The sequence below is a fragment of the Oligoflexia bacterium genome (genome assembly GCA_035326705.1).
Lineage (GTDB): Bacteria > Bdellovibrionota_G > JALEGL01 > JALEGL01 > JALEGL01 > JALEGL01.
This window is the reverse complement of the sequence record DAOLES010000003.1, coordinates 157,958-183,600: the sequence shown is the minus strand read 5'-3', so window position 1 is coordinate 183,600 and position 25,643 is coordinate 157,958. Positions and strand designations below refer to the sequence as shown.

Below are 25,643 nucleotides of genomic sequence, written 5' to 3'. Positions count from 1 at the left end.
ATTATCCTTTCATACCATTAAGAGCTTTATTGAAATCATGTGCCAGAGGCATAATCTGTTAGATAAGCAATTTGATCTTCAGTTAAGCTATCAATGCCTAGACCCATGGTCTTGAGTTTAATACCTGCTATTTCTTCATCAAGTTCACTGGGAAGGATATAAACCTGATTTTCCAAACTTTGCCCTTCTTTTGCCAATTTAACCATAGCAGAGAACTGGTTGGCAAAAGACATGTCCATTACTTCAGAAGGATGGCCTTCTGCTGCAACCAAGTTGATAAGACGACCTTGACCAATGACATAAATTCGGTTGCCATTTTTTAAAGTGTATTCTTCATTGCTGGTTCTGATTTCACGTTTGTTTTCTTTGATACTTTCTAAGTCTGCTAGATTCAACTCGCAGTCATAGTGGCCTGTGTTGGATACGATAGCACCGTCTTTCATAGACTCAAAATGTCTTTTGACAATAACGTCTTTCATACCTGTTGCAGTCATAAAAATATCACCATGTTTGGCAGCTTCATCCATGGTCATGACTGTGTGTCCCTCTAAAGTTGCACGAAGAGCCGCTACAGGGTCTACTTCAGTAATAATGGTTTTTGCACCCATACCTTGAGCACGCATGGCAACACCACGACCACAGTGGCCATAACCTGCTACTACAAAATTTTTTCCAGCAATAAGTACACTGGTAGCTCTTAAAAGGCCATCCAAAGAGGATTGGCCAGTGCCATAAACATTATCAAAATCCCATTTTGTTGCAGAATCATTGACCGCAAATACAGGATATTTTAAAGCACCGTCTTTTGCCATGGCTCTTAGCCTGTGAACACCTGTGGTGGTTTCTTCTGTTCCGCCGATAATATCAGCAGTTAAGTCTGGATATTTATTGTGAACTGTAAAAATAAGGTCAGCTCCATCATCCAAGGTAAGGTTTGGTTTCTTTTCTATGGTGGCATCTATGCACTTGTAAAAGTCATCGTTATTCATGCCATGCCAAGCATAAATGGCAATCCCCCGCTTGGCCAATGAGGCAGCAATGTCATCTTGTGTGGATAGAGGATTGCAACCTGACCAAGCAATTTCTGCTCCGGCGGTTTTAAGCGTTTCAATCAATACGGCAGTTTCTTTGGTGACATGAAGACAACCGGCAATGGTATGACCTTTTAAAGGTTGCTCTTTTTTGGCTTTTTCTCTTAAACTCATCAAGACGGGCATTCTGCTTTCTGCCCAAGAAATTTTTTTATCTCCACTTTCGGCTAGGTTAATATCTTTAACTTTGTAATCCATTAAAAAATCCTTTCAGTCACTAAAATTTTGCTGCTTATAAGCTATATGAAGATGCCGGGATTGCCAAGGAAACAAGGATCTTGATAACTTTTATTGCCTTTTAAGCAAAGACTTATAGGCTGACTTGTAGAGCTAAATTAATCCAGTGATCACTCAGTTTTTGACCCTGATAATCGTGTTGTTTAAGAGTATAACGAGTTTGTAGTTTGTGGCGATGATTTTTGGAAAAATAGATGTTAAGACCCCCGCCTGTTTCAAAAGCACTATCATCAATTTGATCATTTAAATTTGACTTAGCATACAGACCTGCGAGCTCTAGCTGTGAAGGGATAATAAAAATAGAAGGTTGAATATAGTAGCCCCAACTTTTGATATCAGAACCACTTTCAACCATGAGTGTTCTATAATAATACTCAGCTTGCAAAGCCACACCTTTCTTTTTCCAAATAAAATCAGCATTAACGGATAAATTGTCAACATCATTGAGGTCTACAGTGTTATCATTGTCTACATATACAGAGTTTTTTTGAGAGAAAGCAACTGCACCATTAAGTTCCATTTTTCCAGTTTGTGAGTCATTAACATCACCTTCGGAAAACCCGACATAACCTTGAGGAGCAATGCCTATTCTTCCTACATACATCATTCGACTATTATTTGTATGGGTTACTGGATATATGGGTGAGCCGTTGTCTATGGCCACTGGGTTTTGATTGTTGAATAAAGCAGCAGACATATGAAAAGTAGGTTTGTAATGAGATAACATAACGCCTTGGCTTCTACGCAAGCTAAAGGCATTGTTGACATGGTTTCTAAATGGGGCAATAAGGTTACCAGAGTAAATCATAGACTGCCGAGAAAAGGGGACTTTAAATTGGCCTAGCTGAAAGTAGTTATTGCCTTGCTTTAAGCGTACATAGAAATCTTCAAGGCGCATTTGTTGATTATTACTTTCAGAAGGAACTTTAAAACGTATGCTTGTATCTTGGAATTCTCCAAAGGCACTTTGTAAAAAGTATTCAATATTTTGAGAATAGGCATGGCCACCCAAGTAAAGTTTGCCATGTAAGACATCAAAACGATGAATATTATTATTTTGATCTAGTGCGGCGGAAGAGTATAAAAAGTTAAGTCTTCCTCCCAATTTAATAGAAAATTTATCATCTTGTGTGGCCAAATAAAAACCATCTTTATAGCCAGCATTAATATTGGTCATATGTTGTGCAGCAAGATTTTTAAAACTAAAAAAAAACGAGCAAAAAAAGCAATAAATAGATATGGAAAGGTAAGTCAAAGGTTTTTGTAATGTCATATTTTCGATTTAATGCAAATTTAATAAAACTGTCAAAAAAGCATCTTTATTTAGGGATAGTTTTTTTCTGTCTTGGGCATGCAAATGCACAAATACATGATAGAATGAGTGCATTTAGTAATTCTTTTGTTGTTCAGTCACATAGTCAAAGTTCTGATAAAAGTTTAAGTCAAGCCTATCAATTTGATTGGTTGTTTTTTCTAGATAGAACCTTAGCCTTTAATTTAAATTGGAATATTGGTGTAGATGATCAGCACAGACATAGTATTTCTTTAGGCATCAATAAATATTTTGGGCGTTTTACGGAATTGAGCCCATTTGTACAAGGTCATTTTTCTTATTTGTATTCACCCGTGAATGAAATAGGCTGGTTTGCAGGTATTGGTTTGGAATGGAACTTAAGACGTTGGACAAAAAATGATAACTTAAGAGTCAATACTGGTCTAGGTGTAAGTCAATGGATCATTGATGAGGCGGAAGACATTTATAGAGTTGATCTATTCAAACTAGGTATAGGCTGGCATTTTTAGTGTTTCTTAGCGCGTCCCGCTCCGCTCTTTTTTAAGAGGGGGCTCACGACCCCCTCGGAAATAAAAAACGTGGTTTTTATTTCCTCACCCCCGTGCGTTCAGCCACATAAAGTGACTGAACGTGCTTAGAGTAATTTTAAATATTATTTGCATTGCATTACGTGTAAGCGCTTAGAGCCTCTTATACAGAGCATCGCAAAAGCGATGCGGCGTATGAAATGATACAAGTGTATCTGAGTGAAGCGAGAATGATTTTTTACAAAGTTGTAAAGAAGCGTAAGCGCTTAGAAACACTAAGGATAAACTTGGCCGTTGCATTGGTAAGTCACACAACTTAAAAATTCTCGTTCTTGTTTAAATTGAGTTACTTTTTTTGCATCACCATAGGCATCATAACTATGATCTTGCTTAACGGATTCTTCTATGATGCGATCACCCAAGCGTTCTCGGGTTTCACCACCTATTGCTACAGCACCTTGTGGACAATGTTGCTGAACTTTTATGGCCCATTCTTCTTGCGGGCAAGCAGATGAAGTGGCACCTTCACAACATAAAGTAATAGTGTTACCTTGCCATGAAACTAGCTCAGGCCGGTTGGTAAAAAGAGTGCAAGCAGTTAATGATAAGCCTAAAAATAAAAGTAAGAAGCATGCAGTTGTACTTTTCATTTTAATGAGTCTACATGGATTTTAAAAAAAATATCAAATAAAAATTCATTTTTTTATGCAAAGGAAAATCAAAATTCAGTTTCAGTTCAGTTTTATAATTCATTAAACTTAAGGTTTCACAGGTCCATTGCATTGATAATTAATGCAATTTAATGTTTGTTTCTTTAAAATAAACTCACTGCTTTTTTTGTTAGAACTTTCAAAATCATAATTATGGGCATGTTGTTCATATAAACCGGACTGAGGAAGTTCAGTATATTTTAAGCGTTCACGGGTGTCTTGATTGATTTGCGTTGCACCAGCTGGACAATGTTTTTTTACTCTTGCTTTCCAGTGTTCACTGGAACAAGAATTAGCGCTAGAACTTTTACAACATAAAGTCATAATTCTATGTTTATGTGAATAAAGTTTTGGTTTTTTTGCAAAAACTGAACAAGAAACAATTAACAACGCAAGTGCAGGGATTAAGATAAAATAATACTTCATTGCAATTTATTTTTTATAAAAACTAATTAAAAAAGTAAAACAATAAATAAAAATTAAAACTCTCTAATGCGCTTGTGACCAGTTTTGCCCCAAGCCTAAATCCACTTTTAAAGGGACTTTTAAATTTAAGGCTTTTTCCATGCATTGTCGGGTTAATTTTTTAACCGACTCAATTTCTTCATTAAGCACTTCTAATACCAACTCATCGTGAACCTGGAGTACCAATTTACTTTTTAGTTTTTGTTTACTTAGCTCTGCATCAATATCTAGCATGGCTTTTTTTATCAGATCTGCTGCGCTACCTTGAATGGGTGTATTGGTGGCAATACGCTCAGCATTGGCTTTAATCATAGGGTTTTTGCTGTATATATCAGGCAAAGGTCTTTGCCGTCCTAGGATGGTTTCAATGTAACCATGTTGTTTAGCAAATTCAATCTGCGCATTTAAGTAGTCTTTAACTTTTGAAAAGCTATTAAAATATGAAGCAATAAAGTCTTTGGCTTCGTTTAAACTAACTCCCGTTTCTTTGGATAAGCGTTGTGGTCCCATTCCATAAAGAACACCAAAATTAATGGCTTTGGCGCGGCTTCTCAAATTTGCATCAACATCTTTTGGATCTTTATTAAAAATCGTGGCCGCAGTTTGGGTGTGGACATCAAGGTCTTGTTCAAAGGTTTTAATTAAGGTTTCGTCATTTGCAAGGTGGGCTAGCATACGCAATTCAACCTGAGAGTAATCTGCTGAAATCAAGCATGAGCCTTCCGGGGCAATAAAAGCTTCACGAATCTCTTTGCCATACTCAGAGCGAATAGGGATATTTTGTAAGTTAGGATCTGAACTGGATAGTCTACCTGTAGAAGCAATGGTTTGATTGAATGAAGTATGAATGCGACCTGTTCGTTTTGTAATCAGTTTGGGTAAGGTTTCAATGTAAGTGGACATCAATTTGGATAAGTTTCTATATTCTAAAATTGAGGCAACCAAGGGATGATCAGAAAATTTTTCTAGGGTTGCATGGTCTGTGGCGTAACCCGTCTTGGTTTTTTTAAGTTTTTTAATACCTGAGCCTTCATGTACTTTAATTTTTTCAAATAAAATAGGACCCATTTGTTTGGGAGAGTTGATGTTAAAGCTCTCTCCAGCTTTTTGATGAATATCTTCAGTAAGTTGAATTAAACGTTTACTCAATTTATTGGAAAGTGATTTAAGCTTTTTTATATCTAAAAGCATGCCGTGCGCTTCCATTTTTTGGAGAACACACAATAGGGGAATTTCTAAATCTTCATAAAGTTTGCTTAAGTTTTTATTGCTTTTGAATTGACGATCAAAGTAGTTGTAAAGTCGCAGTGTAACATCAGCATCTTCGCAAGCATAGTGCGATAGTTTATCAAGTTCAACCTGATCCATAGAAATTTGTTTCTGCCCTTTGCCAATTAGAGCTTCCGTTGGAATTTTTTTCAATCCTAGGTATTTTTCTGCAATATGATCCATACCATGTTGGCGTTGATCGGATGCTAAAACATAAGAACTTAGCATGGTGTCAAAACTGATGCCAGCAACTTGAATGTCATATTTTGATAAAATATGCATATCATACTTTATGTTTTGACCGCCTTTTTTAATTCTTGGATTTTCTAAAATGGGTTTTAGCTTTTTTAATGTGGTCTCAAAGTCAAGGTGGCCCGGATGCACTGGAATAAAAAAAGCCTCTTGTTCTTTAAAAGCAACGGAAATACCTACAAGCTCTGCCTCTATAGGGTTGAGACCGGTGGTTTCTGTGTCCAATGCAAAAAGACTTTGTTTGTTTAAGGTCTTAATTAATTCATCTAATTGTTGTTGAGATTCAATGCAGGTGTAAGTACCGGTTACTTTTCCAGTAGATTTTTGTTTTTGAGTTGTTTTGGGTGCTGGTTTAGAAACAACCACATCTTTACTTTTTGACTCAGTGTCACGTGTTGATTTAGGGTTTAAAAAACGTTTTAAAGAATGAAAATCTAATTCATCAAAAATAGTTTCTAATTCAGGTTTATTAAAAGGACTGATGCTGAGTTCTTCAAAACTGGTATTAACGGGAACATCTGTTTTTATAGTGACAAGATCTTGGCTTAAAAAAGCATGTTCTTTATTTTCTGCAAGTTTTATTTGAAGTTTTTCAGGTTTAACTTGGTTCAGGTTTTTATAAATGCCGTTTAAATGTTTAAATTGCTCAATAAGCTTTAAAGCTGTTTTAGGACCAATTCCTGGAACGCCGGGTATATTATCTGAGCTGTCACCCATCAAAGCCATAAAGTCAATAACTTGTTCTGGCGTGATACCCCATTTTTTAACAGGCCCTTCAACGCCTACAATATCTACTGTGCCTTTTTTCATGGTATACATAGAAATATTGTCTTCTAAGAGCTGCATAAAGTCTTTATCACCACTGACCATATACGCATGAATTCCTTCTTTGGCGGATTGTTTGGCTAAAGTTCCAATGATATCATCGGCTTCATAACCATCCATAACCAAGTAAGGAATATTCATTTCTTCAACAATTTTACGTATATACGGTAGTTGAATTTTGAGCTCATCCGGCATTTTTTCACGGGTAGCTTTGTATTCTTTGTACATCTCATGCCTAAAAGTTTTTTTAGGACCATCGAAAACAACAGCAATATGAGAGGGGTTTTCTTTTTTGATAAGATTTAAAAGTGTATTGGTAAAACCAAAAACGGCACTGGTTTCCATGCCTTCAGAATTTTTTAAGGGATTACTGATAAATGAAAAATGGCTTCGGTAAGCCAGGGCTGAGCCGTCAATTAAAAATAGTTTTTGGTCATTGTTGGTTTTTTTCATATCCATATGGCATACCTTATTCTTAATAATAATGAAACTATGATCAGAGCTTTAGAAAACTTGGATAATGAGCAGCTGCAAGCATGGGAAGATGCTTTGATAGCCTATATGTATCAGATGAAATGGCAGCAAACTTGGGATGGGCAAGCTATTCCTAAGGATATTGTAAAGTCTATTTGCGCACATGCATTAAGGTTATCAGATGCATTTACTTTGGATCGGACAAAGTTAGATCAACACTACTTTAATAAAAAAGATGTTCAGGTGGCTTACTTAATGTATTTTCACTTGGCCAATGTTGTCCGGGTGGCAGCCTGCTTAAAATCATATTTAGATAAATATATTCAACACAATACTAAAAAAACTAAAATACATATTTTAGATCTTGGATCAGGCTGGGGAGCAACCGCTTGGGCTATAGAGTTTTTATTGAAAAACCACTGGCCACATATTCGCGCTGAAGTTGTGCTAACAGATCAAAATAAATCAATTTTAGAGCAGGCAAAAAATTTATTTAGTTTTATGCCTTTTACTCAAGTCAAAGTGAGCAGTAAGGTTTTTGATTTAAACACAAAAAAGACATTAAAAATACTGCATCAAAAACAACCTTATGATTTGATTGTAGCCGCCAATGCTATCAATGAAGTGAGTAAAAATACACAAGAGCAAGTTGATCGAGTGTTTACAATATTATGGAAATATCATCTCAGTACAAATGGGGCCATTGTTATTGTGGAGCCGGCCTTGATGAGTACGTCTAAACAGTTAACACATTTAAGAGATCAATGGTTACAAGCTTGGCAAGCGTATTCTCCGTTTCCATGTTTACATCAGGCCCAGTGTCCAATGAACAAGGACAAAAAAGATTGGTGTCATTTTGAAACTCTATGGCATGCACCCCGCTTGAGAAAAACAATTGAACGCTTTTTAGAGCATAAAGATAAAGCCTTGAAAGCCAGTTATATTGTGTTGAGTAAAATAGATCTCCAAAAGCAAGAAACAAATAATAAAGTAAGAGTCATATCCAACGAACTCAAACTAAAACCCAAGCGTTGCGTATTGGTTTGTACTTCAAATGGGAAACAACTGATTGAACTAGATAAAAGTTTGAAGAAAAATACATATAGGCGTGGGGATACAATTACTTTGCAAACGTTGTAGAGTTTGTTTTATTACTTTGAGTGGAAAATTAAAAACAGATGATTTTAGTTTTTTTATAAGGCTAGAGTGTATTTTACGTCAATTGCCATTCTCGAATAAAATCTATTGGGTAGAGCAACATAATAATGTTCAGTAATAAGCTATCCTTAATCATGATTATCATAATAATTTCAATGATGAGGAATAAAAGAACCGATAATCTTAATCCAAATTTATATGCAAGATAAAATCCAATCCAGCAAGAAGCGAGGTCACCCAAGCTATTAAAAATAGAGTCTCCATAATAACCCAAAGCGGCAGTAGATTCTCGGTAACGATCAATGATAAATTGCGTATTCTCTAAAATTTCCCAAAAAACTTCAATAGCACTTGCAAACAAAAATCTTATGTGAAGGGATAGTCGATTTCTAAATAACCAAAACAATCCAAAGAACAATAAACCGTGTTGTATATGACTGAAGCTGTATGGATCGACAAACTGTTGCGAAGTTTCAGAGCTCATTGCGTCGCCAATCCAAAAAGCTATTGTCCCAGTCTTTGAAAAAAAATTTCTTTCCAAAAAGTGTAAAGCCCCTAATAAAAACAATACAAGTATGCTTGTAGGCCAAAGCTGTTTAAAAAATTTTATTTTAATGAACATTCTTAGGTGGAGGCTTTATTTACAAGCTTTCACAAATGCAGTAAAAATACTTTTACTTACATCTGTTTTTAACAACTCTTCTGGATGCCATTGAATGCCCAATGCAAAAGAATGTTTGGTGGATTCAATGGCTTCTACTGTTCCATCCAAAGCTCTAGCGCTGATAATAAGATCTTGACCGGGTTGTTTTACTGCTTGATGATGATTAGAGTTTACTTTGACCCGATCTTTTTTTAAGATGGAATGAAGTAAAGTTTTTTTCTCTAAATCAATCCAATGTTGACCTTTTTTGTGGTCATTCACTTTTTCCAGTTGTGACGGCATGTCTTGATATAAATTGCCTCCTTGAACAACATTAAGCGTTTGGCAACCAAGGCAAATACCTAAAAAAGGTATATCTTGTTTTAAAGCTTTTTTAAGTAAAGCAATATCATAGTCACTGCGTTCATTAGGTGAGAGCTCAAATTTAATTTTTGGGAGTTTTTTCTCATGGTAATAGCTGGGATGTATGTCATCTCCGCCGGTGAGCATGATGCCATCCACCAAGCTTAAATGATAATCAATATGATCCATGTCTGCAGTAAAGATCAGTGTACTAGCACCAGCCATCTCAAGGCAACGAATATAATTTTCATAACAACCAATCACTTTTTTTCTTTTTGGGTTGGTTAAGTAATGTGGGCCAATGCCAATAATGGGTTTCTTTTTCATTTCCAAGCTAGTATAAACATATTTTTAATGAGAAGTTTAAGTTTTAAGGTAAAAAATTAATTTTTATGGGTGTTAAAGTCAATCAAAGTAAAGGTTTAAAGCCTGTGCAAGTCGTGGCAGCTGTGATTTACAATCAGGATAATCAAATCCTGATTGCAAAAAGAAAAGATGGTCAGCAGAATTGGGAATTTCCTGGGGGAAAAATAGAGTTAGAGGAAAATCATCAGCAAGCCTTGATGAGAGAATTAAAGGAAGAGTTGGGGATTGAGATTATTGAAATCAATAGGCTACTTGATACATACACATACACCTACCCAAATAAGAGCGTACAATTATTTTTCTATCAATGTTATTTAAACTCACCGTATGCCTTACAAAAAAATGTACATGCTGAGCTCAAGTGGATTTCAATGAATGATATAAAAACATTTAATTTTTTATCAGGTAATAAAAGACTTGTTACGGGTTTGTGTGTTGAGCCACAAAAGTCTTAATACGGTCACGGTCAGATTGTAGAATTTCAGTAAATTGAATGCCCATGCCCGAGGAGTTGCCATCAATAGGGCCAGCTTGATTGTAAGTCCAGATAACAATACCTTCAGCTTCAATCAATTGATCATCACCGGGAAGCTTGAATCTAAGTTTAACTTCTGAACCCACATCTTGTAGTTTGCGCGTTTTAACAAAAGCACCACCGGTAGAGACGTTATCCAGCTTACTTAAAAAATATTCTCCATAGGCACCCAAATCAACATCAATTTCAACTTTAACCCGTTGACTCTGGCGACGACTTGCAAAAGAATCTTCTGACATGATTAACAACCTAGCATTATTTTTTAAAGTCGTCGAAAAAATACAGGTGTAGAGTAATTTCTAAAGTGTGGATGAATTTTTTGTTCTGGGTTTATGCTGAGTACCTAAGCCTGCAGTTATAAACAAAGCTGTAGTCTTGCTTTGAGTATCGGCAGTATGCCAAACTCCCTTGGGATTAATGACATACTCATAAGGTTCTAAAGTAATTTCTTTGTAGGTTTCTGGACTTATCTCTTGAATAAGGGTTAAACGACCTTCAAGACATAAAACCACTTCATCTCCTTCAGGATGTTGCTCCCAGGCATCCCAAGACTCTTCAAAAGTATGTAGGGATACCAAACGACCTTCTTTACCATCATTGGCATGTCGTTTACCATAGCTTTCATACCAATCAAACCCGGTAAACATTGGTTCAGAGAAGATTTTTGCGTCTAAGCCTAAATGCAGTGGAAATTTTTTAATACTGTTTTTCATGTCTTATTCTAAAATGAATATTAGCGTAACATAACCTTGATTAGATGTTAAGTTATGTGTACTAGAAATACCATGCAAGAAACAGCCAACGCAAAAGAAAAAGTTATTATCATTGGGTCTGGACCGGCGGGTTTAACGGCGGCCATTTATACATCAAGAGCATTGCTAAAACCATTGATGTTTGAAGGTTATCAAGCAGGCGGTCAGTTGATGACCACCACAGATGTAGAAAATTTTCCAGGCTTTCCTGAAGGGGTCATGGGACCAGAGATGATGCAGATGTTTCGTAAACAAGCTGAGCGTTTTGGGACACGTCTTGAGACTAAGGATGTAACCAAAGTCGATCTTTCAAGCAAACCCTATAAAATTTGGGTAGGACAAAATGAATATGAAACCGATAGCGTTATTATTGCTACCGGTGCAACTGCAAAACTCTTAGGTTTAGAGGCTGAAAAAACCATGATGGGCAGAGGTGTTTCTACTTGTGCAACTTGTGATGGTGCGTTTTATAAAGACAAAGAAGTGGCTGTCGTTGGTGGGGGTGACTCAGCTTTGGAAGAAGCCATGTTTTTAACCCGTTTTGCCAATAAAGTAACCGTGATTCATAGAAGAGAAGAGCTTAGAGCATCACAAATCATGCAGGAAAGAGCCAAAGCCAATAAAAAAATTGAATGGTTATGGAATACCGTGGTGGATGATATTGTTGGAGATAACTCTGGAGTAACAGGTTTAAAGTTATCCAATATTAATAATGCGGATGAAAAAACAGAGCTTAATGTACAGGGTGTTTTTATTGCTATTGGCCATAAACCCATGACTAAATTATTTGAGGGGCAATTAGAACTTAGTAAAAATGGTTACATTCTTACGCAAGAAGGCAGTAAAACCAGCAAAGAAGGGGTGTTTGCTTGTGGAGATGTTCAAGATGAGGTTTACAGACAAGCCATCACTGCCGCGGCCTCTGGCTGTATGGCTGCTATTGACTGCGAGCGCTACTTGGAAACCTTGGAAGAGTAATCTCAAAAGGTACGGCCTTCCTTTTGAGATTGTGTTGGGATTATGAACCATTTAATTGCCCATAGAGGAGCTTCTTATCAAGCGCCAGAAAATACTTTGGCGGCATTCAAATTGGCGATTGATAAAGGTTTTGATTTTATCGAGTGTGATATTCAGTTTAGCAAAGATCATCAACCGTATCTGTTTCATGATGATCGATTAAATAGGACAAGCAATGGCGATGGTTTGTTTAAAGATCACTTGGCTGCGGATATTGAAAAACTTGATGCTGGCAGTTGGAAAAGCAATCAGTATAAAAATGAGAAAGTGCCTGATTTAGAGAGTGTTGCCCGTTTTCTTAAAAGTCATCCTCACTGCCAAATGAATTGGGAATTTAAAAAAGATCAACGGTACTTTTCCAATGATTATTTAAAGGCTATTGCCGAAATGGTTTCGCGGCATCAATTGCAAAAACGTTTGGTTTTTTCTTCTTTTGATCATGAGTTGATTGCTTTGTTTTATGATCAGTATCCAGACTTTCGTTATGCAGGTCTGGTGGATAACAATTTTGTTTTATCTTTTTATCAAAATGCAAATTTTACCGTGGAAGCCTTGCATATGTCGCATGAGTATTTTTTAGATATTTTTTCACAAGACAAGCAAGCAAAAGATTTTCCTGAAATTCGTATTTATACCGTAAACGATAGTGCGCTACTTGAACAATGCAAAGCTTTGGGCGCACAGCGTTTTTTTACGGATAAATTAGAAAATTAAAAACATCTCAAAAGTAAGGCCGTACCTTTTGAGATTTAAAAGCTAGGTTCAAAAAAATTAGCGGCGGGTTTAGCAAAAAAATAACCCTGGGCAAAATCGATATCCATTGCTTCAACCAGAGTTAGGTCTTCTTGGATTTCAATACCTTCCGCAATGGTCAAGGCGTTTAAAGACTTGGCTAAGGTTTTAAGAGCTTTGAGCATTTCTTGTTTGGCAGGGTTGGTATGCGCACCTCTAATCAGAGAAGCATCAATTTTGATGTATTTGGGTTGAATTTCCATGATGGCTTCTAGGCTTGAGTAGCCCGTTCCAACATCATCAATGGCTAAAGTGATTCCAGAGTTGGTATAGTACTTTAAAGCCTGACGAAAACTAGAGTATTGATCAATAGCATGGCTTTCTGTGATTTCAAATACAATATCTTTAGGAGAGATACCATACATATCCAAAAACTGTAAAAACTGTTTGGCTTCAAATTCTGGGTTATGAATAAGGTTTGGCAAGGTGTTAATAAAAAGTTTTTGTTGAGGCTTTTTTTCAGTAGCGTAATGAATGGCACGGCGGCGACAAACTCTATCCAGCTCATAGAGCATGCCGGTTTCTTCTGCCAGAGAAAAAAGAATTGCTGGGGCTTCAAGTTCAGTATTTTGCGGGCCTCTAGAAAGTGCTTCAAACCCTAGTGTATTTTTTTCTTTAAGGTTTACAATGGGTTGGTAAACGCTGCGAACACCTTCTTCCAAGATGACTTTTTGAATACGACCACGGTTTTTGAGCTCAACTTGTGACATTTGTAGTTCAGCATTTTCACGGGCTTCTTCTATGAGTCTATAGATAGATCGCCAAGGATCAATAATAGGGTTATGCACGGTAAAAGAATAACCAACATTGATTTTGGGCAAGCTGCCTATAAAATGATACAGCTCCAAAAATAAATGATTTTGTAAATGAGTTAAAATACGTTCACAGGTGTCTTCAACATCATCTTTAGAAAGATAGTTATAGTCTTTATTGTTTTTACGTGTACCCCCTAAAAATAAAATAAAGGAGTAACCCTTAACACGATTTAAAGAAATAATATCACCCTTACGAATGACCGTGCCACGCATGTTAATCAGAATATTAGAAATTTTTAACATGATGTCATCAAAAATGGTGCTGCCGTACTTTTCCTCTAAATTACACAAGGCTTTACCATTGATGTAGACCAGACCAAGTGCATTATCTTTTTTTAAAAATGAAACAGCTTCAGGAAGAACGTTGAGATAGCTGGGTAACTGACGTTGGCTATCATAGATTCTATTGCGAATTTCGCGTTGAGGAATGTTTTTCAAAACTTGATTTATGTAGAAAATTTTTCAGTTTTTGTCTAACACTTTATGTTATGAAAGTATTTAATTTTTTAGCAGTTTGCGCAGGCGGTGCCTTAGGGGCAAGTGTTCGTTATGGCTTGGAGTTATTAGGAGCGCATTTATTTTCTTGGTCCAATGTTTTAAGTATAGCCTTGGTTAATATTTTAGGGTGTTTTTTGTTTGCCTTGTTGAGTTCTTGGTTGAAAGAACAGTGGTCTGTGGCCTTTACTTTATTTGTGTTTACCGGTTTTTTAGGCGGGATGACCACCTTTTCAAGCTTTATTGCCCACAGCCATATGTTAATCAGTATGAAACAACTTGTCTGGGCAGCAGTCAATATCAGTGCGCAAGTCTTTTTAGGCTTATTGGCTTTTTATGTGACACAGAAATTATTGGCTTAAACATGAAAAAAAATCAAGAACCTGGGATGGGGCCAAAATCAATGGCGTTATTAGAGCAGTTGGGTTTAGACAGCATCGATAAGATTAGAACTTTGAGTTGGGAAAAAAACATGCTCTTGATGGCGGAACATAATCCACGTTACATTAATGCCAATATGGCTTATGTTTTGATGGATGCAATTCAAGATAAACATTGATTGGGATTAACGGAAGAAGAAAGAAAAAAGTTAAACAAGTTATGTTGAATTTAAAGTGTAAATGAGGCGATATAGATAACAAGCAAATAAATTGTTTTACTTTTGATAAACTGTTTTGTATCGTATGAGTACGTGTTGAATTTTGGTTCTAAAGAAACGCTTAAAGAAATAGCAGATATACCTAAACCAAACCCTGGTGCGCCTATTCCTTGGATTTTAAGCAACGACTCAGATCTATATCTTTCGTTTTATACATCTGAAAAAACATTTGAATCATATCAAAATATAAGCTCTAATAATCTTAAAGTTACAAATTATGAAAAAGATTGTGTGGTTACAGTTGTGTTTAAAAGTTTTTGCAAATATATGGTGGGGTTGCCTAATGATGAAGTTTTGTCTAGTCACGCATTGTATAACAAAGGTTTAGACTCTTTATATAATGCTGAAGTTATAAACTCTTCATGGATAGTAGAACTTGAAAAAATGAACAGTGTTCACCCATCACATAATAGAGAATGGTTTTTAAAAGACTTAAAACACTTTATTATTACATTTAAAAATAATATTTTTGAATGTGTTGCTAAAGGTTATGATGTGAGTCTTTCTTTAGGCTCTCCTTATCAGTCTATACGTGAAATAATAAATACTGATTGAAAGAAGATAAAAAAATAATTGCCATTTTTTTGATTTTTGTTACATTAATCAAATGGATAAAGAAAAGTCTTCTCATCAGTCACAAAATAACACTTTAAGAGCTGTTCCAAAACAGTGGGGCGGTAAGCGTAAAGGTGCCGGTAGACCAGCTGGACAAGGGCCTTATGGTGAAGCCACCAAGCCAGTACGCATTCCTGTTAGCATGGTTGATCAAGTGCATCACTATGTCAAAATGAAGGGTTTTTCTTTGCCATTATACAGTTGCACGGTGTCTGCGGGATTCCCATCGCCAGCGGAAGATTATGTAGAAGGTATGTTAGATCTTAATGAGCATTTGATTCAACATCCCGCGGCCACTTTTTTTGTGCGTGTCTCTGGGGACTCTATGATTGAGGCCGGAATACATGAAGATGATTTGTTGATTGTGGATAGAAGCATTGAAGCCAGACATGGTAGAATTGTGATTGCTGTTTTAAACAATGAACTTACTGTTAAGCGCTTGCATCAAAAAAACAATGAGCTGAAGTTGATGCCTGAAAATAAAAAATACAAACCTATTGTTGTTCATGACCCAGAAAGTTTTATGATTTGGGGCGTAGTGACCAATGTGATTCACGCTTTATAAAGTGGCATGATTATCCATCATGAATCAAAAACATATTGCCTTGGTGGATTGCAATAATTTTTATGCATCTTGTGAAAGGGTATTTCAGCCTCAGTTGATAAATAAGCCCATTGTTGTTTTATCCAACAATGATGGTTGTATTATAGCGCGTTCCAATGAAGCCAAAGCTTTGGATATCCCTATGGGAGCACCTATCTTTAAACATAAAGACATCATTCAAAAACATAGGGTTAAACTGTTTTCTACCAATTTTGCTTTGTATGGTGACATGTCCAGACGGGTCATGCAATGTCTTAGCCAGTGGGCAGAACATATAGAAATTTATTCTATTGATGAAGCTTTTCTTTATTTTAAAGGCTTAAGTTCAGAGCAAGTCTTAAAAGAATGTTTGATGATAGAAAAAAAGATAATGCAATGGACAGGTATTCCGGTGTCTATTGGCTTAGCACACAGTAAAACATTGGCCAAAGCGGCAGCTGTTTTAGCTAAAAAAGAAAAAAATCAACATGTGTTTGACTTGCGTCAAGATATTTTGGTGGAAAAAGTTTTACAATCCTTTGAGCTAGAAGATCTGTGGGGCTTATCATACAGGGGCGCAAGACATTGGCGTGCTTTAGGTTTGTATACGCCTTTAGATATTAAACACAGTGAGCCTTTATACATTAGAAGAAAAATGGGAGTTGTTGGAGAACGTTTGGTCTATGAACTCAATGGCCATGCGGTCTTAGAACGGGAAAAAAGAAATGGTAAAAAAAATATCATGTCTTCACGTTCATTTCCTAAAAAAGTCACAAGATTGATAGATTTATACAGAGCTGTTGCCAATTATACGTTTAGGGCCTGTCAAAAATTAAGAGAGCAACATAGTTATGCGCAATCGGTTTATATTTTTATTAGAAGCTCAACACATTTACAGCATAATGATTATTATAAAAATGGTTGTTCGGTAATACTTCCTTCTCCTTCTCAGGATGTTAGTTTTATTTTAAATCAGATCAAGCCGGCATTAAGAGCAATTTATAAACCCGGAGTGCGTTACCATAAAGCGGGTATTATTTTAATGGACTTGATTAAAAAAAATGAAATTCAGAGCAATATTTTTTGTAGCTATGGGCAAGCCAACAATGAAAAGACCATGCAAATCATAGATCAAATTAATCAAAAGGCCGGAAAAGATATTATTTTTTTAGCAGCTCAAGGCAACCTTAAAAAAACCCACAAAAACAATATTTATAAATCACCCAGTTATACGACGAACTGGAAAGAGTTATTGAGAGTGAGATAAAAAATAGTAAAATTTTAAATTGTATTAAGCCTGAGTGGTTTGATCTTGATAGCGTTTAATGTATTTCAAAGCTTGATCATAATCATAATCATTCACAACAATTCTAATGGGCGCTAAGATATTTCCAGCCGGGAAAAGGTTGTTCATATGCTGGTCAAAGGATTGGGCTTCAATGCCATAGTTTTTAAGGTAGGCTACAATTAAGGTTGCTTCTGATAAGTCACTAACGTTGTAGACAAGCTTTAAAGGCATAAAAGTAATATATCATATTATAAAGACGGCAAAGTACTATAAGTTTACTTAGGATGCTTTTTTATTAAAGGTAAAAGACTGGGTTTGTTGAGTACAAACAAAAACAAATTTAATATATTTTAAATTGCTTAGGTGAGATCTTGCATAGAAAATTGAAAGGTATATAGTATTGCGCATGACAGAACTGCACTCTGTAATTGTAACCAAAGTTTTAATCAGCATTATGTGCGGCACTATTTTTGGAATTGAAAGACAGCTGCGCGGCAAACCTGTAGGGATAAGAACCAGTATTTTAATCGTTGTCGGGACATGCTTTTTTATTCATTTATCAGCTCAGATAGAAGGAGTAGCTACAGATTACTCAAGAGTTTTGGGACAAGTTGTAACAGGTATTGGGTTTTTAGGTGCAGGTGTTATTTTAACCAAAGATGGTTTAGTTTTGGGCATGACATCTGCGGCGGTGATTTGGGTGTTGGCAGCAGTTGGAGCAGCTATAGGTTTTGAGCAGTACATATCAGCGCTTATGATTACCATTACTTGTGTTATTGTTTTGGTGCTCACGCGCTTTTTAGAAGGCCGCTTTAAAGACTTATTACGCGGTGTTCATGAAGATGAAGAGTAATTAGCGTCTTTTTTCTACCTCAGAAATAAATTGACCAACATGCTTTAAAACCTCATTTGGTTTTTCAGTTAAAACAGCATGTGCTGCGCCTTTGATGGTCTTGTATTGAGCGCTCTTAATCATCTTGGTGTATTTTTGAGAGGTTTCTGGTCTGGCTTCATCGTATTGACCGCACATGAGCAAACATGGCACGGTAATTTTTTTTAAAGCTTGAACCTGATTGTAGTTTTTAAGTGTTCCTGTTGGAAAAAACTCAGACTCTCCCCACATGTATTGATAAATATTCTTACCGTTATTATTTTTACCTTTTTTGGGATTTAACATTTGCGATAATTTTTTTTCATCACGCAAAACGTGGCGTTTATAATATTCATGCATGGCCTGTTGATAAACAGCAGCATCGGTTGCACCAATCTCATGACAATAACGAATAATTTTTTGATATTTTTGTGGGAGTTTTTTAATTAAAACTTTGGCATCATTGCTCCAGTCTTTGCCAGAAAATAGAGGGGACTGAAAGATAAGAGAAGCTACGCCATTATTCTTGTAACGCAAATAATACTCTAAGGCTAAGGTTGTTCCCCATGAACCACCATACAAATGAAACTGTTTAAGACCCCAAGCTTGAATTAACGTATGAAGTTCTTGAGTAAAGGTCTCAATGGTCCAATGTTTTTGTTGAGTGACTGAACTTTTGCCACCACCAATTTGGTCATAAATATAGACTTTTCTTTTGTTAGATAAGTTTAATAAAGCCAATCTGCCACTATGGGTACTGCCAGGACCACCGTGAAGACCAACAATAGGTAAATTAGAAGTGTTTTTAGGTCCTTGACTAAGATAAAATGTTTTTCCAAGTTTGTGTTGAATATAAGGCATGATTGTTTGTATACATCGGATCAAAAAAATAGTTTAGTTTTTTAATGCCTATAAGTAATGCCTTTGTTAGAATAATAAGATGAGAAAAAACACAATGGGTTTTTCAGTTGTGGGCTTATTGATTGTTTTAGCGATCATTGCTTTTTTAAGTTATCAATATTTTCAATCATCTCAGAGCCAAAACACTCAACAGGCACCTAAAACACAAAAGCAGTTAGACCAGTTTAAGAAAAACCTCAATCAACAGGTGCAAAATAGTCAGCGAGACAAAGCTTTGGAAGACTTGTAATTACAAGTGTTTATAAGGGTTTAAAATAAAGGCATTTGCAATGTCCTTTAACGTTATGGTATACAAAACTTTATGGGGAAATGGATTAGTTTAAGTGTAGTTTTAATATCTTTAGGAGCAGCAAAGGCGTAGCAGTTTGAGTTTATCTGCAAGGCATTTCGTAGGCCATCAAGCGTAAGGTTAGAAAAACGTCAGAATATTGAACGTAACTCAACCGCACAGCATCAACATATTATAAATCTTCTTGAATTTCTTTTGTCCAATGGTCAAATCAGTCATGAGCTTGCGCCACAATTTGGCTTTTTAGATTTAGCTGATATGAGAATTGATTTAGATGGCAAATATTATATCATTCTTGAAGGCAATGATAATATAGGGATCTCAATTGTAGAAAAGGATACATTTGTTGTTGTTGATCCTTATGCAAAAGAATACTTAGAAGATGCCAAGCCTTTTGATAATAATGAAACAGATACATCCTATAATTCATTAAAAATGTACAATGAATCTATTGTTGAAAAGTATATTGAACCATATTATTTTTTAAAATTGGCTCAAGACCACCCGGGTCTACAAGAAGACTGGCTTGCTGCCAATCAACATAGAGTTAATATTACAATTGATGCTTGGTCTTTTAGTCGTTTTATGGCTTTTGATTTGCGTTCAGAAGAAGCTAAGATCAAATTTTTACATTTGCAAGACGTCTTGCAACACATAAATACTATTCTCAACACATTACCTAAACCTTTAGCTTTTTCACAGATTAAATTGGGCTTTGATAAATTAGCATGCGAGCAAGAATCAATAGAAATGCTTAAAGATAAGCAAATTTGTATTGATTTACATGATCTATTTTGGGACTTGTTTCCTGAACTGCTAAGTTTTAAACTTAAAAGTAAAATTATGAGAGATAACCAATACATGCAGAGAGCATTTTTTTTAAATTCAAATAACTGATTTCATATTTATTTTTGTAACAAAAACATTTAAAATTTTGCTGAGCATTAAGCATCTCATGAAAAATATGGGTATGGAGCTTTAACAGTAGTTAAGGTATAACCATAAGTGGTTTATGAATGAATTAAATTTTAAGTTTGATTTTAGTTATACAAAACTACCCCGCGTTTTTTTCTCTTGCTTAAAACCCCAGACCGTTAAAAAACCAAGTTTGGTTATGTTTAATCAAAACTTGGCCCATGACTTGGGGCTTTTTACTCAAACAGAGACAGGAACTATAGATCAAGAAAAAATAGAGCAAATTTTATCAGGCAATAAAATTTTAGCGGATACACAGCCTTATGCCCAAGCCTATGCTGGTCATCAATTTGGTTATCCAACGGTGCTTGGGGATGGCAGAGCTGTTGTTTTGGGGGAGCATATAACAAAAGAAAGTAAACGTTTTGATGTTCAGTTGAAAGGTTCTGGTAGAACACCTTACTCAAGAGGCGGTGATGGAAGAGCTGCACTGGCCCCAATGTTAAGAGAGTATTTAATCAGTGAGGCCATGCATGCTTTAGGAATTCCAACAACCAGAAGTTTGGCTGTGATTGCAACGGGAGAAGATGTTTACAGAGAGACGGCATTGCCAGGGGCAATTTTAACCAGAGTAGCGCAAAGCCATATAAGAGTAGGCAGCTTTGAGTTTGCTTACTTGCAAAACGATATTCAGATTTTGCAACAACTATTAGAGTATAGTGTTTGTAGGCACTTCCCAGAATTAAAAGGGGAAAATAATTTAGCGGAACTATTTTTGCAGGCAGTGATGGATAGACAAGTTGATCTTATGATTGATTGGATGCGCGTTGGTTTTGTGCATGGGGTAATGAACACAGACAACATGAGCATATGTGGTGAGACCATTGATTATGGACCGTGTGCATTTATGGATGCCTTTGATATGGGGGTTGTTTTTAGTTCTATAGATCGTCATGGACGTTATGCTTTTGGTCAGCAGCCCAATATTGCGCAATGGAATTTAGGTGTCTTGGCCCAATGTTTAGCGCCTTTAATGGCAAATGATGCTAAAGATGCCTATGTGATTGCTAAAGAACGGGTAGAAAGTTTTTTGCCCAACTTTGAAAAACAATGGCTATCGATGATGCAAAAAAAACTGGGTTTAAAAAGTCAGCAAAAGGGTGATTTAGATTTGATAAAAAATTTACTGACCTGGATGCAAAAAAATAAAGTGGATTATACCTATACTTTTTATTGTTTGATGCAAGAGAGTTTACCTAACAGTGATAATGAATATGATCTAATTTATAAACATAAAGACTTTATACACTGGTATCAACAGTGGAAGCAGCGTTTAAAATTAGAAAAGTATTCAGAAAAAAATGCTTTAAAACTGATGCAAAAATACAATCCCGTTATTATTCCAAGAAACTATCTTGTTGAAGAAGCGTTACAAAAAGCACAAAATGATCACGATCTCACTTTGTTTAAAGAGATGCATGCCCATTTATCTAAGCCCTACAGTGAACAAAAAAATTGTGAGTACTTAATACAACCACCCAAACCTGAAGATCAAGAGTATATCACTTACTGTGGAACATGATGCGTTGATTTGAAAGCTAGAATTTTTTTACGGATTTTATGAGCATATTTTTAAATTTAAGGATATAGCATATTAAATGTCAGCAGGAACAGTAACAAAATTTATCACAGACCATTTTAAACACTTTAACGCAGCAGCTTTAATTGATGCAGCTCAAGGTTACCAAGATCATTTAGCAAACAATGGAAAAATGATGGTCACCTTGGCTGGAGCTATGAGTACCGCAGAAATAGGTCTATCATTTGCGGAAATGATTAGACAAGATAAAGTAGCCTTTATTTCTTGTACTGGAGCCAACTTAGAAGAAGATTTGATGAACTTGGTGGCGCATTCACATTACAGAAGAGTCCCCAATTATAGAGATTTATCCGGTCTGGATGAAAAAAAATTATTTGATCAAGGGCTCAACAGAGTAACCGATACATGTATTCCAGAAGAAGAAGCCTTTAGACGTTTACAAAAGCATATTTTTAAAGCCTGGCAACAAGCAGAAGCAAAAGGTGAACGCTTTTTTCCGCATGAATACATGTATCAAATTTTGCTCAGTGGGGAGTTGGAGCAATATTATGAAATTGATCCAAAGAATTCATGGATGTTAGCTGCAGCAGAAAAAAACTTACCCATGGTGGTTCCTGGTTGGGAAGACTCAACCATGGGCAATATCTTTGCCTCTTACGTGATTAAGAATGAGTTGCAACCATCAACAGTAAAATCTGGTATTGAATACATGGTTTATTTGGCAGACTGGTACTTAAAAAATAAGAATGATGCAGGTATTGGTTTTTTCCAAATTGGTGGTGGGATTGCTGGGGATTTTCCCATCTGTGTTGTGCCCATGTTGTTTCAAGATAATGAAATGGATGACATTCCATTTTGGAGTTATTTTTGCCAAATCTCAGATTCTACCACAAGCTATGGTTCATACTCAGGCGCAGTACCCAATGAAAAAATCACATGGGGTAAACTGGATATTGATACACCCAAATTTGTCATTGAAAGTGATGCAACCATTGTAGCGCCACTCATTTTTGCTTATTTGTTGGGCTGGTAAATATTTCTAGCATAGGCTAGAACAAACCTAATAGAATGTTTGAACAGTTAAAATTAAATATTTTTCCTAAACATCAAGCAACTGACCTAAATGTTTCAGAAGCTATAACTTACACCTTGGTTCGTAAAAAAAGAAAAACAGTGTCTTTGCATGTCTTGCCAGATCAAACTGTAGAAGTGAGAGCACCATTAAAAATGTCGCGGACATTTATTGATGAGTTTGTTGCTAAACATGAACAGTGGATAGAGCAAAGAAAAATTCAGATGGCTAAGCATAATTATTTATATGCAAGTCAAATAGACAACGGCCATGAAATTCCCATATTAGGGGAAAACTATGTTTTATTAATGGTGCCTGCCATACAAACAAAAATTAAACTAGCGCAAAGGCAACTTATTTTTTATTACTCGCAGCGCATTGGAAAAAAAAATCAAAAATTGTATTTTGATAAAGCTATGTTGGAATTATCTGAAACCATGTTTGAACCTTATATCCAACACTGTTTTGCACATTTTAAAAATTTTTACACTACAGCTTATCCACAGTGGAACATTAAAAACATGAAACGACAATGGGGCAATTACAGTAAAAAACAACATCGTATTACACTCAATACAAAACTGCTTCATTTACCTGACATCTGTTTAAAAAGCGTCATTTATCATGAGCTGTGTCACACCCAGTATTTTAGTCATAGCCCGCGTTTTTATCTACTCTTAGATAGAGTCATGCCCAACTGGAGAGATGCTGATCATTATCTTAAAAGTTTGAGTTGAAAAATGAACTGTTTCAGCCGGAGAGCAAATGCTTGGCTAAATCATCAAGGTATGCAATGATCTCAGTCAAGAAAGTTTATAACCTTAAGCTAGGAGCCTAAAATGAAAACCATAGGATATGCTGCTCGTGGCACAGATGCTCATATGAGTCCGTACCATTTTGAACGCAGAGATTTAAGAGCCAATGATGTGGCCATAGAAATTTTATACAGCGGTATTTGTCATTCAGATTTGCATACGGTTAATGGTGATTGGGGTCCACAACCTTATCCCTTAGTACCTGGGCATGAAATTGTGGGCAAGGTGATTGAAGTTGGTTCTGAGGTTAAAAACTATACAGTGGGGCAGAACGTTGCCGTGGGTTGCATGGTAGATAGTTGTCAGGACTGTGATCAATGTCACCAGCATGGAGAAGAACAGTATTGCCGGCAGGGTATGACAGGAACCTACGGTGCGTCTGATCGTATTTCAGGTGAGACAACACAAGGCGGCTATTCAAAGCATATTGTTGTGCGTGAAGAATTTGTTTTACGTGTTCCAGAAAATTTGGACTTATCTAAAGCAGCACCTATTTTATGTGCAGGCATCACTACTTATTCACCTTTAAAAAAATGGAATGTCAGCAAAGGTTCACGCGTGGGTGTGATTGGTTTAGGTGGATTAGGACATATGGCAGTTAAACTTGCGGTTGCCATGGGCGCAGAAGTAACGGTGATTAGCCGTTCAAAAAGTAAAGAGGAGCAAGCCAAAAGTATTGGTGCAAAGGCAATGTTAGCATCAACTGATGAAGAAGCGATGCAAAAAGCAGCATCGTCCCTAGATTTGATTATAGACACTGTTCCAGTTAAACATGATGTCAATCCTTATATGTCTTTGTTGGATGTGGATGGATCATTGGTAATTGTTGGGCAGGTTGGTCCTTTGGAAGAGCCGGTTACCCTGCCTTTGATTTTAGGGAGAAGAAGAATTGCTGGATCTTTGATTGGTGGTATTAAGCAAACCCAAGAAGTGCTTGATTTTTGTGCTGAACATAACATTCACCCAGAATGTCAAACCATCACAGTTGAAGAAATCAATAATGCCTATGCCCACTTAAAAAAAGGTGATGTAGCTCACCGTTTTGTGATTGATATGAGCAGCTTAAATCATGAGTAAAACACCCAACTGTCCCCAGTGTCAGTCTGAGTATGCTTATGAAGATGGCCATCTTTTGATTTGTCCAGAGTGCGCGTATGAATGGCCTATGCGTACTTTGGAAGAAAACAATAAATCAGAATCAAAACTTATTCATGATGCCAATGGAACCCCACTGCAAGATGGGGATACGGTGACAGTGATTAAAGATTTAAAAGTTAAAGGTTCATCCTCTGTAGTGAAAGTAGGAACCAAAGTCAAAAACATCAGTTTGGTTGAAGGGGATCATGACATCAGTTGTAAAATTCCTGGTATTGGTCAAATGGGACTCAAGTCCAAGTTTGTAAAGAAAGTTTTGGACTAAAGTAAAAATTTTTTACCCGCATCAAAGTGCCAGGTATCTTTTCTGCACCGCTTCCGAAATATACCCCTGAACCTAGACTTATGCATATTAATAATTGATAAAGCCAATCTATTCATTACCTTTAGATATTAAAAGATGTTTAGTATCATTGAATATGCTTTCTGCACTTGAGCGTATAACACAACCGAATCTTTTTTTAATTAGTAGTGTTTTTTTGGATTCTGAAAGAGTGACTTCATATTTGTTATCCTTGTGAAGGGCTGCAAGCAAAGAGTAATAGATTTTTTCGTAACTTTGTTTTTTCTGGGTTGATTTTATAGTTAGTTCATCGTTAGAGTTACCTCCAACAGCAATAACTGTAACGGACATGATGTTTTGAATATCGCTGATAACTTCTGATAAAGATTTTTTTAATACTTTAGGCTTTGTTAAAGAAGGATGGATAATAAATAGAATTAAAATTAAACTAAACCATCGTTTGACATATTTATTATATGTCATAATTCTTGCAAACAT

The 25,643-nt window shown here is 36.1% G+C and carries 31 protein-coding genes; 18 read left to right on the top strand and 13 right to left on the bottom strand.

Going from position 1 to position 25,643, the window contains the following annotated elements:
* Positions 1 to 35: 35 nt before the first annotated feature.
* On the bottom strand, positions 36 to 1,289 hold the full coding sequence (locus tag PKC21_05815) for an adenosylhomocysteinase (GenBank protein ID HMR24852.1): 1,254 nt from the start codon (positions 1,287 to 1,289) through the stop codon (positions 36 to 38).
* Positions 1,290 to 1,401: 112 nt separating this feature from the next.
* Positions 1,402 to 2,505 (bottom strand): hypothetical protein, encoded by a 1,104-nt coding sequence (locus PKC21_05810; protein HMR24851.1) that lies wholly within the window; start codon positions 2,503 to 2,505, stop codon positions 1,402 to 1,404.
* 200 nt (positions 2,506 to 2,705) lie between these two features.
* Between PKC21_05810 and PKC21_05805 the strand changes: the two genes are divergently transcribed.
* Positions 2,706 to 3,131 carry a hypothetical protein gene (locus tag PKC21_05805; GenBank protein HMR24850.1) on the top strand — a complete coding sequence of 142 codons (426 nt, stop codon included), beginning with the start codon at positions 2,706 to 2,708 and terminating at the stop codon, positions 3,129 to 3,131.
* Positions 3,132 to 3,424: 293 nt separating this feature from the next.
* Here PKC21_05805 and PKC21_05800 read toward each other — a convergent pair whose 3' ends face one another.
* The 3 genes from PKC21_05800 to polA all read right to left on the bottom strand — a co-directional run bounded on the left by PKC21_05800 (position 3,425) and on the right by polA (position 7,129).
* A complete protein-coding gene (locus PKC21_05800; protein HMR24849.1) occupies positions 3,425 to 3,799 on the bottom strand; it encodes a hypothetical protein in 375 nt (124 codons plus the stop codon).
* Positions 3,800 to 3,907: 108 nt separating this feature from the next.
* A complete protein-coding gene (locus PKC21_05795; GenBank protein HMR24848.1) occupies positions 3,908 to 4,285 on the bottom strand; it encodes a hypothetical protein in 378 nt (125 codons plus the stop codon).
* Between the two features lie 63 nt (positions 4,286 to 4,348).
* Entirely contained in the window at positions 4,349 to 7,129 is a 2,781-nt protein-coding gene (gene polA / locus PKC21_05790; GenBank protein HMR24847.1) for a DNA polymerase I, read from the bottom strand.
* 33 nt (positions 7,130 to 7,162) lie between these two features.
* Here polA and PKC21_05785 point away from each other — a divergent pair, with 33 nt between their 5' ends.
* A complete protein-coding gene (locus PKC21_05785; protein ID HMR24846.1) occupies positions 7,163 to 8,284 on the top strand; it encodes a small ribosomal subunit Rsm22 family protein in 1,122 nt (373 codons plus the stop codon).
* Between the two features lie 73 nt (positions 8,285 to 8,357).
* Here PKC21_05785 and PKC21_05780 read toward each other — a convergent pair whose 3' ends face one another.
* Together PKC21_05780 and PKC21_05775 are read right to left on the bottom strand one after the other, a co-directional pair.
* A complete protein-coding gene (locus tag PKC21_05780; GenBank protein HMR24845.1) occupies positions 8,358 to 8,924 on the bottom strand; it encodes a DUF2585 family protein in 567 nt (188 codons plus the stop codon).
* Between the two features lie 15 nt (positions 8,925 to 8,939).
* Entirely contained in the window at positions 8,940 to 9,635 is a 696-nt protein-coding gene (locus PKC21_05775) for a gamma-glutamyl-gamma-aminobutyrate hydrolase family protein (protein ID HMR24844.1), read from the bottom strand.
* Between the two features lie 65 nt (positions 9,636 to 9,700).
* Between PKC21_05775 and PKC21_05770 the strand changes: the two genes are divergently transcribed.
* On the top strand, positions 9,701 to 10,129 hold the full coding sequence (locus tag PKC21_05770; protein HMR24843.1) for an NUDIX domain-containing protein: 429 nt from the start codon (positions 9,701 to 9,703) through the stop codon (positions 10,127 to 10,129).
* On the opposite strand, the gene PKC21_05765 is transcribed toward PKC21_05770, so the two are convergent.
* Both PKC21_05765 and PKC21_05760 read right to left on the bottom strand, forming a co-directional pair.
* Positions 10,095 to 10,448: a TIGR02266 family protein gene (locus PKC21_05765; protein HMR24842.1), complete on the bottom strand. Its 354-nt coding sequence runs from the start codon at positions 10,446 to 10,448 to the stop codon at positions 10,095 to 10,097. The genes PKC21_05770 and PKC21_05765 overlap by 35 nt on opposite strands.
* A 60-nt stretch (positions 10,449 to 10,508) precedes the next feature.
* Positions 10,509 to 10,922, bottom strand: coding sequence for a cupin (locus PKC21_05760; GenBank protein ID HMR24841.1), 414 nt, complete (start codon positions 10,920 to 10,922; stop codon positions 10,509 to 10,511).
* Positions 10,923 to 10,976: 54 nt separating this feature from the next.
* Between PKC21_05760 and trxB the strand changes: the two genes are divergently transcribed.
* Both trxB and PKC21_05750 read left to right on the top strand, forming a co-directional pair.
* Positions 10,977 to 11,939, top strand: coding sequence for a thioredoxin-disulfide reductase (trxB, locus tag PKC21_05755; GenBank protein HMR24840.1), 963 nt, complete (start codon positions 10,977 to 10,979; stop codon positions 11,937 to 11,939).
* A gap of 42 nt (positions 11,940 to 11,981) precedes the next feature.
* A complete protein-coding gene (locus PKC21_05750) occupies positions 11,982 to 12,692 on the top strand; it encodes a glycerophosphodiester phosphodiesterase family protein (GenBank protein ID HMR24839.1) in 711 nt (236 codons plus the stop codon).
* A gap of 35 nt (positions 12,693 to 12,727) precedes the next feature.
* Here the strand turns inward: PKC21_05750 and PKC21_05745 are convergent, their stop codons facing one another.
* Complete coding sequence (locus tag PKC21_05745) at positions 12,728 to 14,023, bottom strand: EAL domain-containing protein (protein HMR24838.1); 1,296 nt, start codon at positions 14,021 to 14,023, stop codon at positions 12,728 to 12,730.
* 50 nt (positions 14,024 to 14,073) lie between these two features.
* On the opposite strand from PKC21_05745, the gene PKC21_05740 reads away from it, so the two are divergent.
* From PKC21_05740 to PKC21_05720, 5 genes are all read left to right on the top strand, one after another.
* On the top strand, positions 14,074 to 14,442 hold the full coding sequence (locus PKC21_05740) for a CrcB family protein (GenBank protein ID HMR24837.1): 369 nt from the start codon (positions 14,074 to 14,076) through the stop codon (positions 14,440 to 14,442).
* 2 nt (positions 14,443 to 14,444) lie between these two features.
* The gene (locus tag PKC21_05735; GenBank protein ID HMR24836.1) at positions 14,445 to 14,639 is read left to right on the top strand and encodes a hypothetical protein; all 195 of its coding nucleotides are present in this window, start codon (positions 14,445 to 14,447) and stop codon (positions 14,637 to 14,639) included.
* A gap of 135 nt (positions 14,640 to 14,774) precedes the next feature.
* On the top strand, positions 14,775 to 15,293 hold the full coding sequence (locus PKC21_05730) for a hypothetical protein (GenBank protein ID HMR24835.1): 519 nt from the start codon (positions 14,775 to 14,777) through the stop codon (positions 15,291 to 15,293).
* Positions 15,294 to 15,345: 52 nt separating this feature from the next.
* Positions 15,346 to 15,918, top strand: a complete 573-nt coding sequence (gene umuD / locus PKC21_05725) for a translesion error-prone DNA polymerase V autoproteolytic subunit (protein ID HMR24834.1) — start codon at positions 15,346 to 15,348, stop codon at positions 15,916 to 15,918.
* Positions 15,919 to 15,937: 19 nt separating this feature from the next.
* The gene (locus PKC21_05720; GenBank protein ID HMR24833.1) at positions 15,938 to 17,203 is read left to right on the top strand and encodes a Y-family DNA polymerase; all 1,266 of its coding nucleotides are present in this window, start codon (positions 15,938 to 15,940) and stop codon (positions 17,201 to 17,203) included.
* A 24-nt stretch (positions 17,204 to 17,227) separates the two neighbouring features.
* Here the strand turns inward: PKC21_05720 and PKC21_05715 are convergent, their stop codons facing one another.
* Complete coding sequence (locus PKC21_05715; protein ID HMR24832.1) at positions 17,228 to 17,455, bottom strand: DUF2007 domain-containing protein; 228 nt, start codon at positions 17,453 to 17,455, stop codon at positions 17,228 to 17,230.
* 175 nt (positions 17,456 to 17,630) lie between these two features.
* Here PKC21_05715 and PKC21_05710 point away from each other — a divergent pair, with 175 nt between their 5' ends.
* Complete coding sequence (locus PKC21_05710) at positions 17,631 to 18,077, top strand: MgtC/SapB family protein (protein HMR24831.1); 447 nt, start codon at positions 17,631 to 17,633, stop codon at positions 18,075 to 18,077.
* Here the strand turns inward: PKC21_05710 and PKC21_05705 are convergent, their stop codons facing one another.
* Positions 18,078 to 18,956: a proline iminopeptidase-family hydrolase gene (locus tag PKC21_05705; GenBank protein ID HMR24830.1), complete on the bottom strand. Its 879-nt coding sequence runs from the start codon at positions 18,954 to 18,956 to the stop codon at positions 18,078 to 18,080. It lies immediately after the preceding gene.
* A gap of 79 nt (positions 18,957 to 19,035) precedes the next feature.
* Between PKC21_05705 and PKC21_05700 the strand changes: the two genes are divergently transcribed.
* The 7 genes from PKC21_05700 (at position 19,036) to PKC21_05670 (ending at position 25,127) form a co-directional block, all read left to right on the top strand.
* Positions 19,036 to 19,245, top strand: a complete 210-nt coding sequence (locus PKC21_05700) for a hypothetical protein (GenBank protein ID HMR24829.1) — start codon at positions 19,036 to 19,038, stop codon at positions 19,243 to 19,245.
* A gap of 255 nt (positions 19,246 to 19,500) precedes the next feature.
* Positions 19,501 to 20,202, top strand: coding sequence for a hypothetical protein (locus PKC21_05695; GenBank protein HMR24828.1), 702 nt, complete (start codon positions 19,501 to 19,503; stop codon positions 20,200 to 20,202).
* Positions 20,203 to 20,317: 115 nt separating this feature from the next.
* Positions 20,318 to 21,802 (top strand): YdiU family protein, encoded by a 1,485-nt coding sequence (locus PKC21_05690; GenBank protein ID HMR24827.1) that lies wholly within the window; start codon positions 20,318 to 20,320, stop codon positions 21,800 to 21,802.
* A 76-nt stretch (positions 21,803 to 21,878) separates the two neighbouring features.
* Positions 21,879 to 22,853, top strand: coding sequence for a deoxyhypusine synthase family protein (locus PKC21_05685; GenBank protein HMR24826.1), 975 nt, complete (start codon positions 21,879 to 21,881; stop codon positions 22,851 to 22,853).
* A gap of 35 nt (positions 22,854 to 22,888) precedes the next feature.
* Complete coding sequence (locus PKC21_05680; protein HMR24825.1) at positions 22,889 to 23,629, top strand: SprT family zinc-dependent metalloprotease; 741 nt, start codon at positions 22,889 to 22,891, stop codon at positions 23,627 to 23,629.
* A gap of 102 nt (positions 23,630 to 23,731) precedes the next feature.
* Complete coding sequence (locus PKC21_05675) at positions 23,732 to 24,784, top strand: NAD(P)-dependent alcohol dehydrogenase (protein ID HMR24824.1); 1,053 nt, start codon at positions 23,732 to 23,734, stop codon at positions 24,782 to 24,784.
* Positions 24,777 to 25,127: a zinc ribbon domain-containing protein YjdM gene (locus tag PKC21_05670; GenBank protein ID HMR24823.1), complete on the top strand. Its 351-nt coding sequence runs from the start codon at positions 24,777 to 24,779 to the stop codon at positions 25,125 to 25,127. Before PKC21_05675 ends, PKC21_05670 begins: the two co-directional genes overlap by 8 nt.
* Positions 25,128 to 25,235: 108 nt before the next feature.
* Here PKC21_05670 and PKC21_05665 read toward each other — a convergent pair whose 3' ends face one another.
* A complete protein-coding gene (locus PKC21_05665; GenBank protein HMR24822.1) occupies positions 25,236 to 25,643 on the bottom strand; it encodes a hypothetical protein in 408 nt (135 codons plus the stop codon).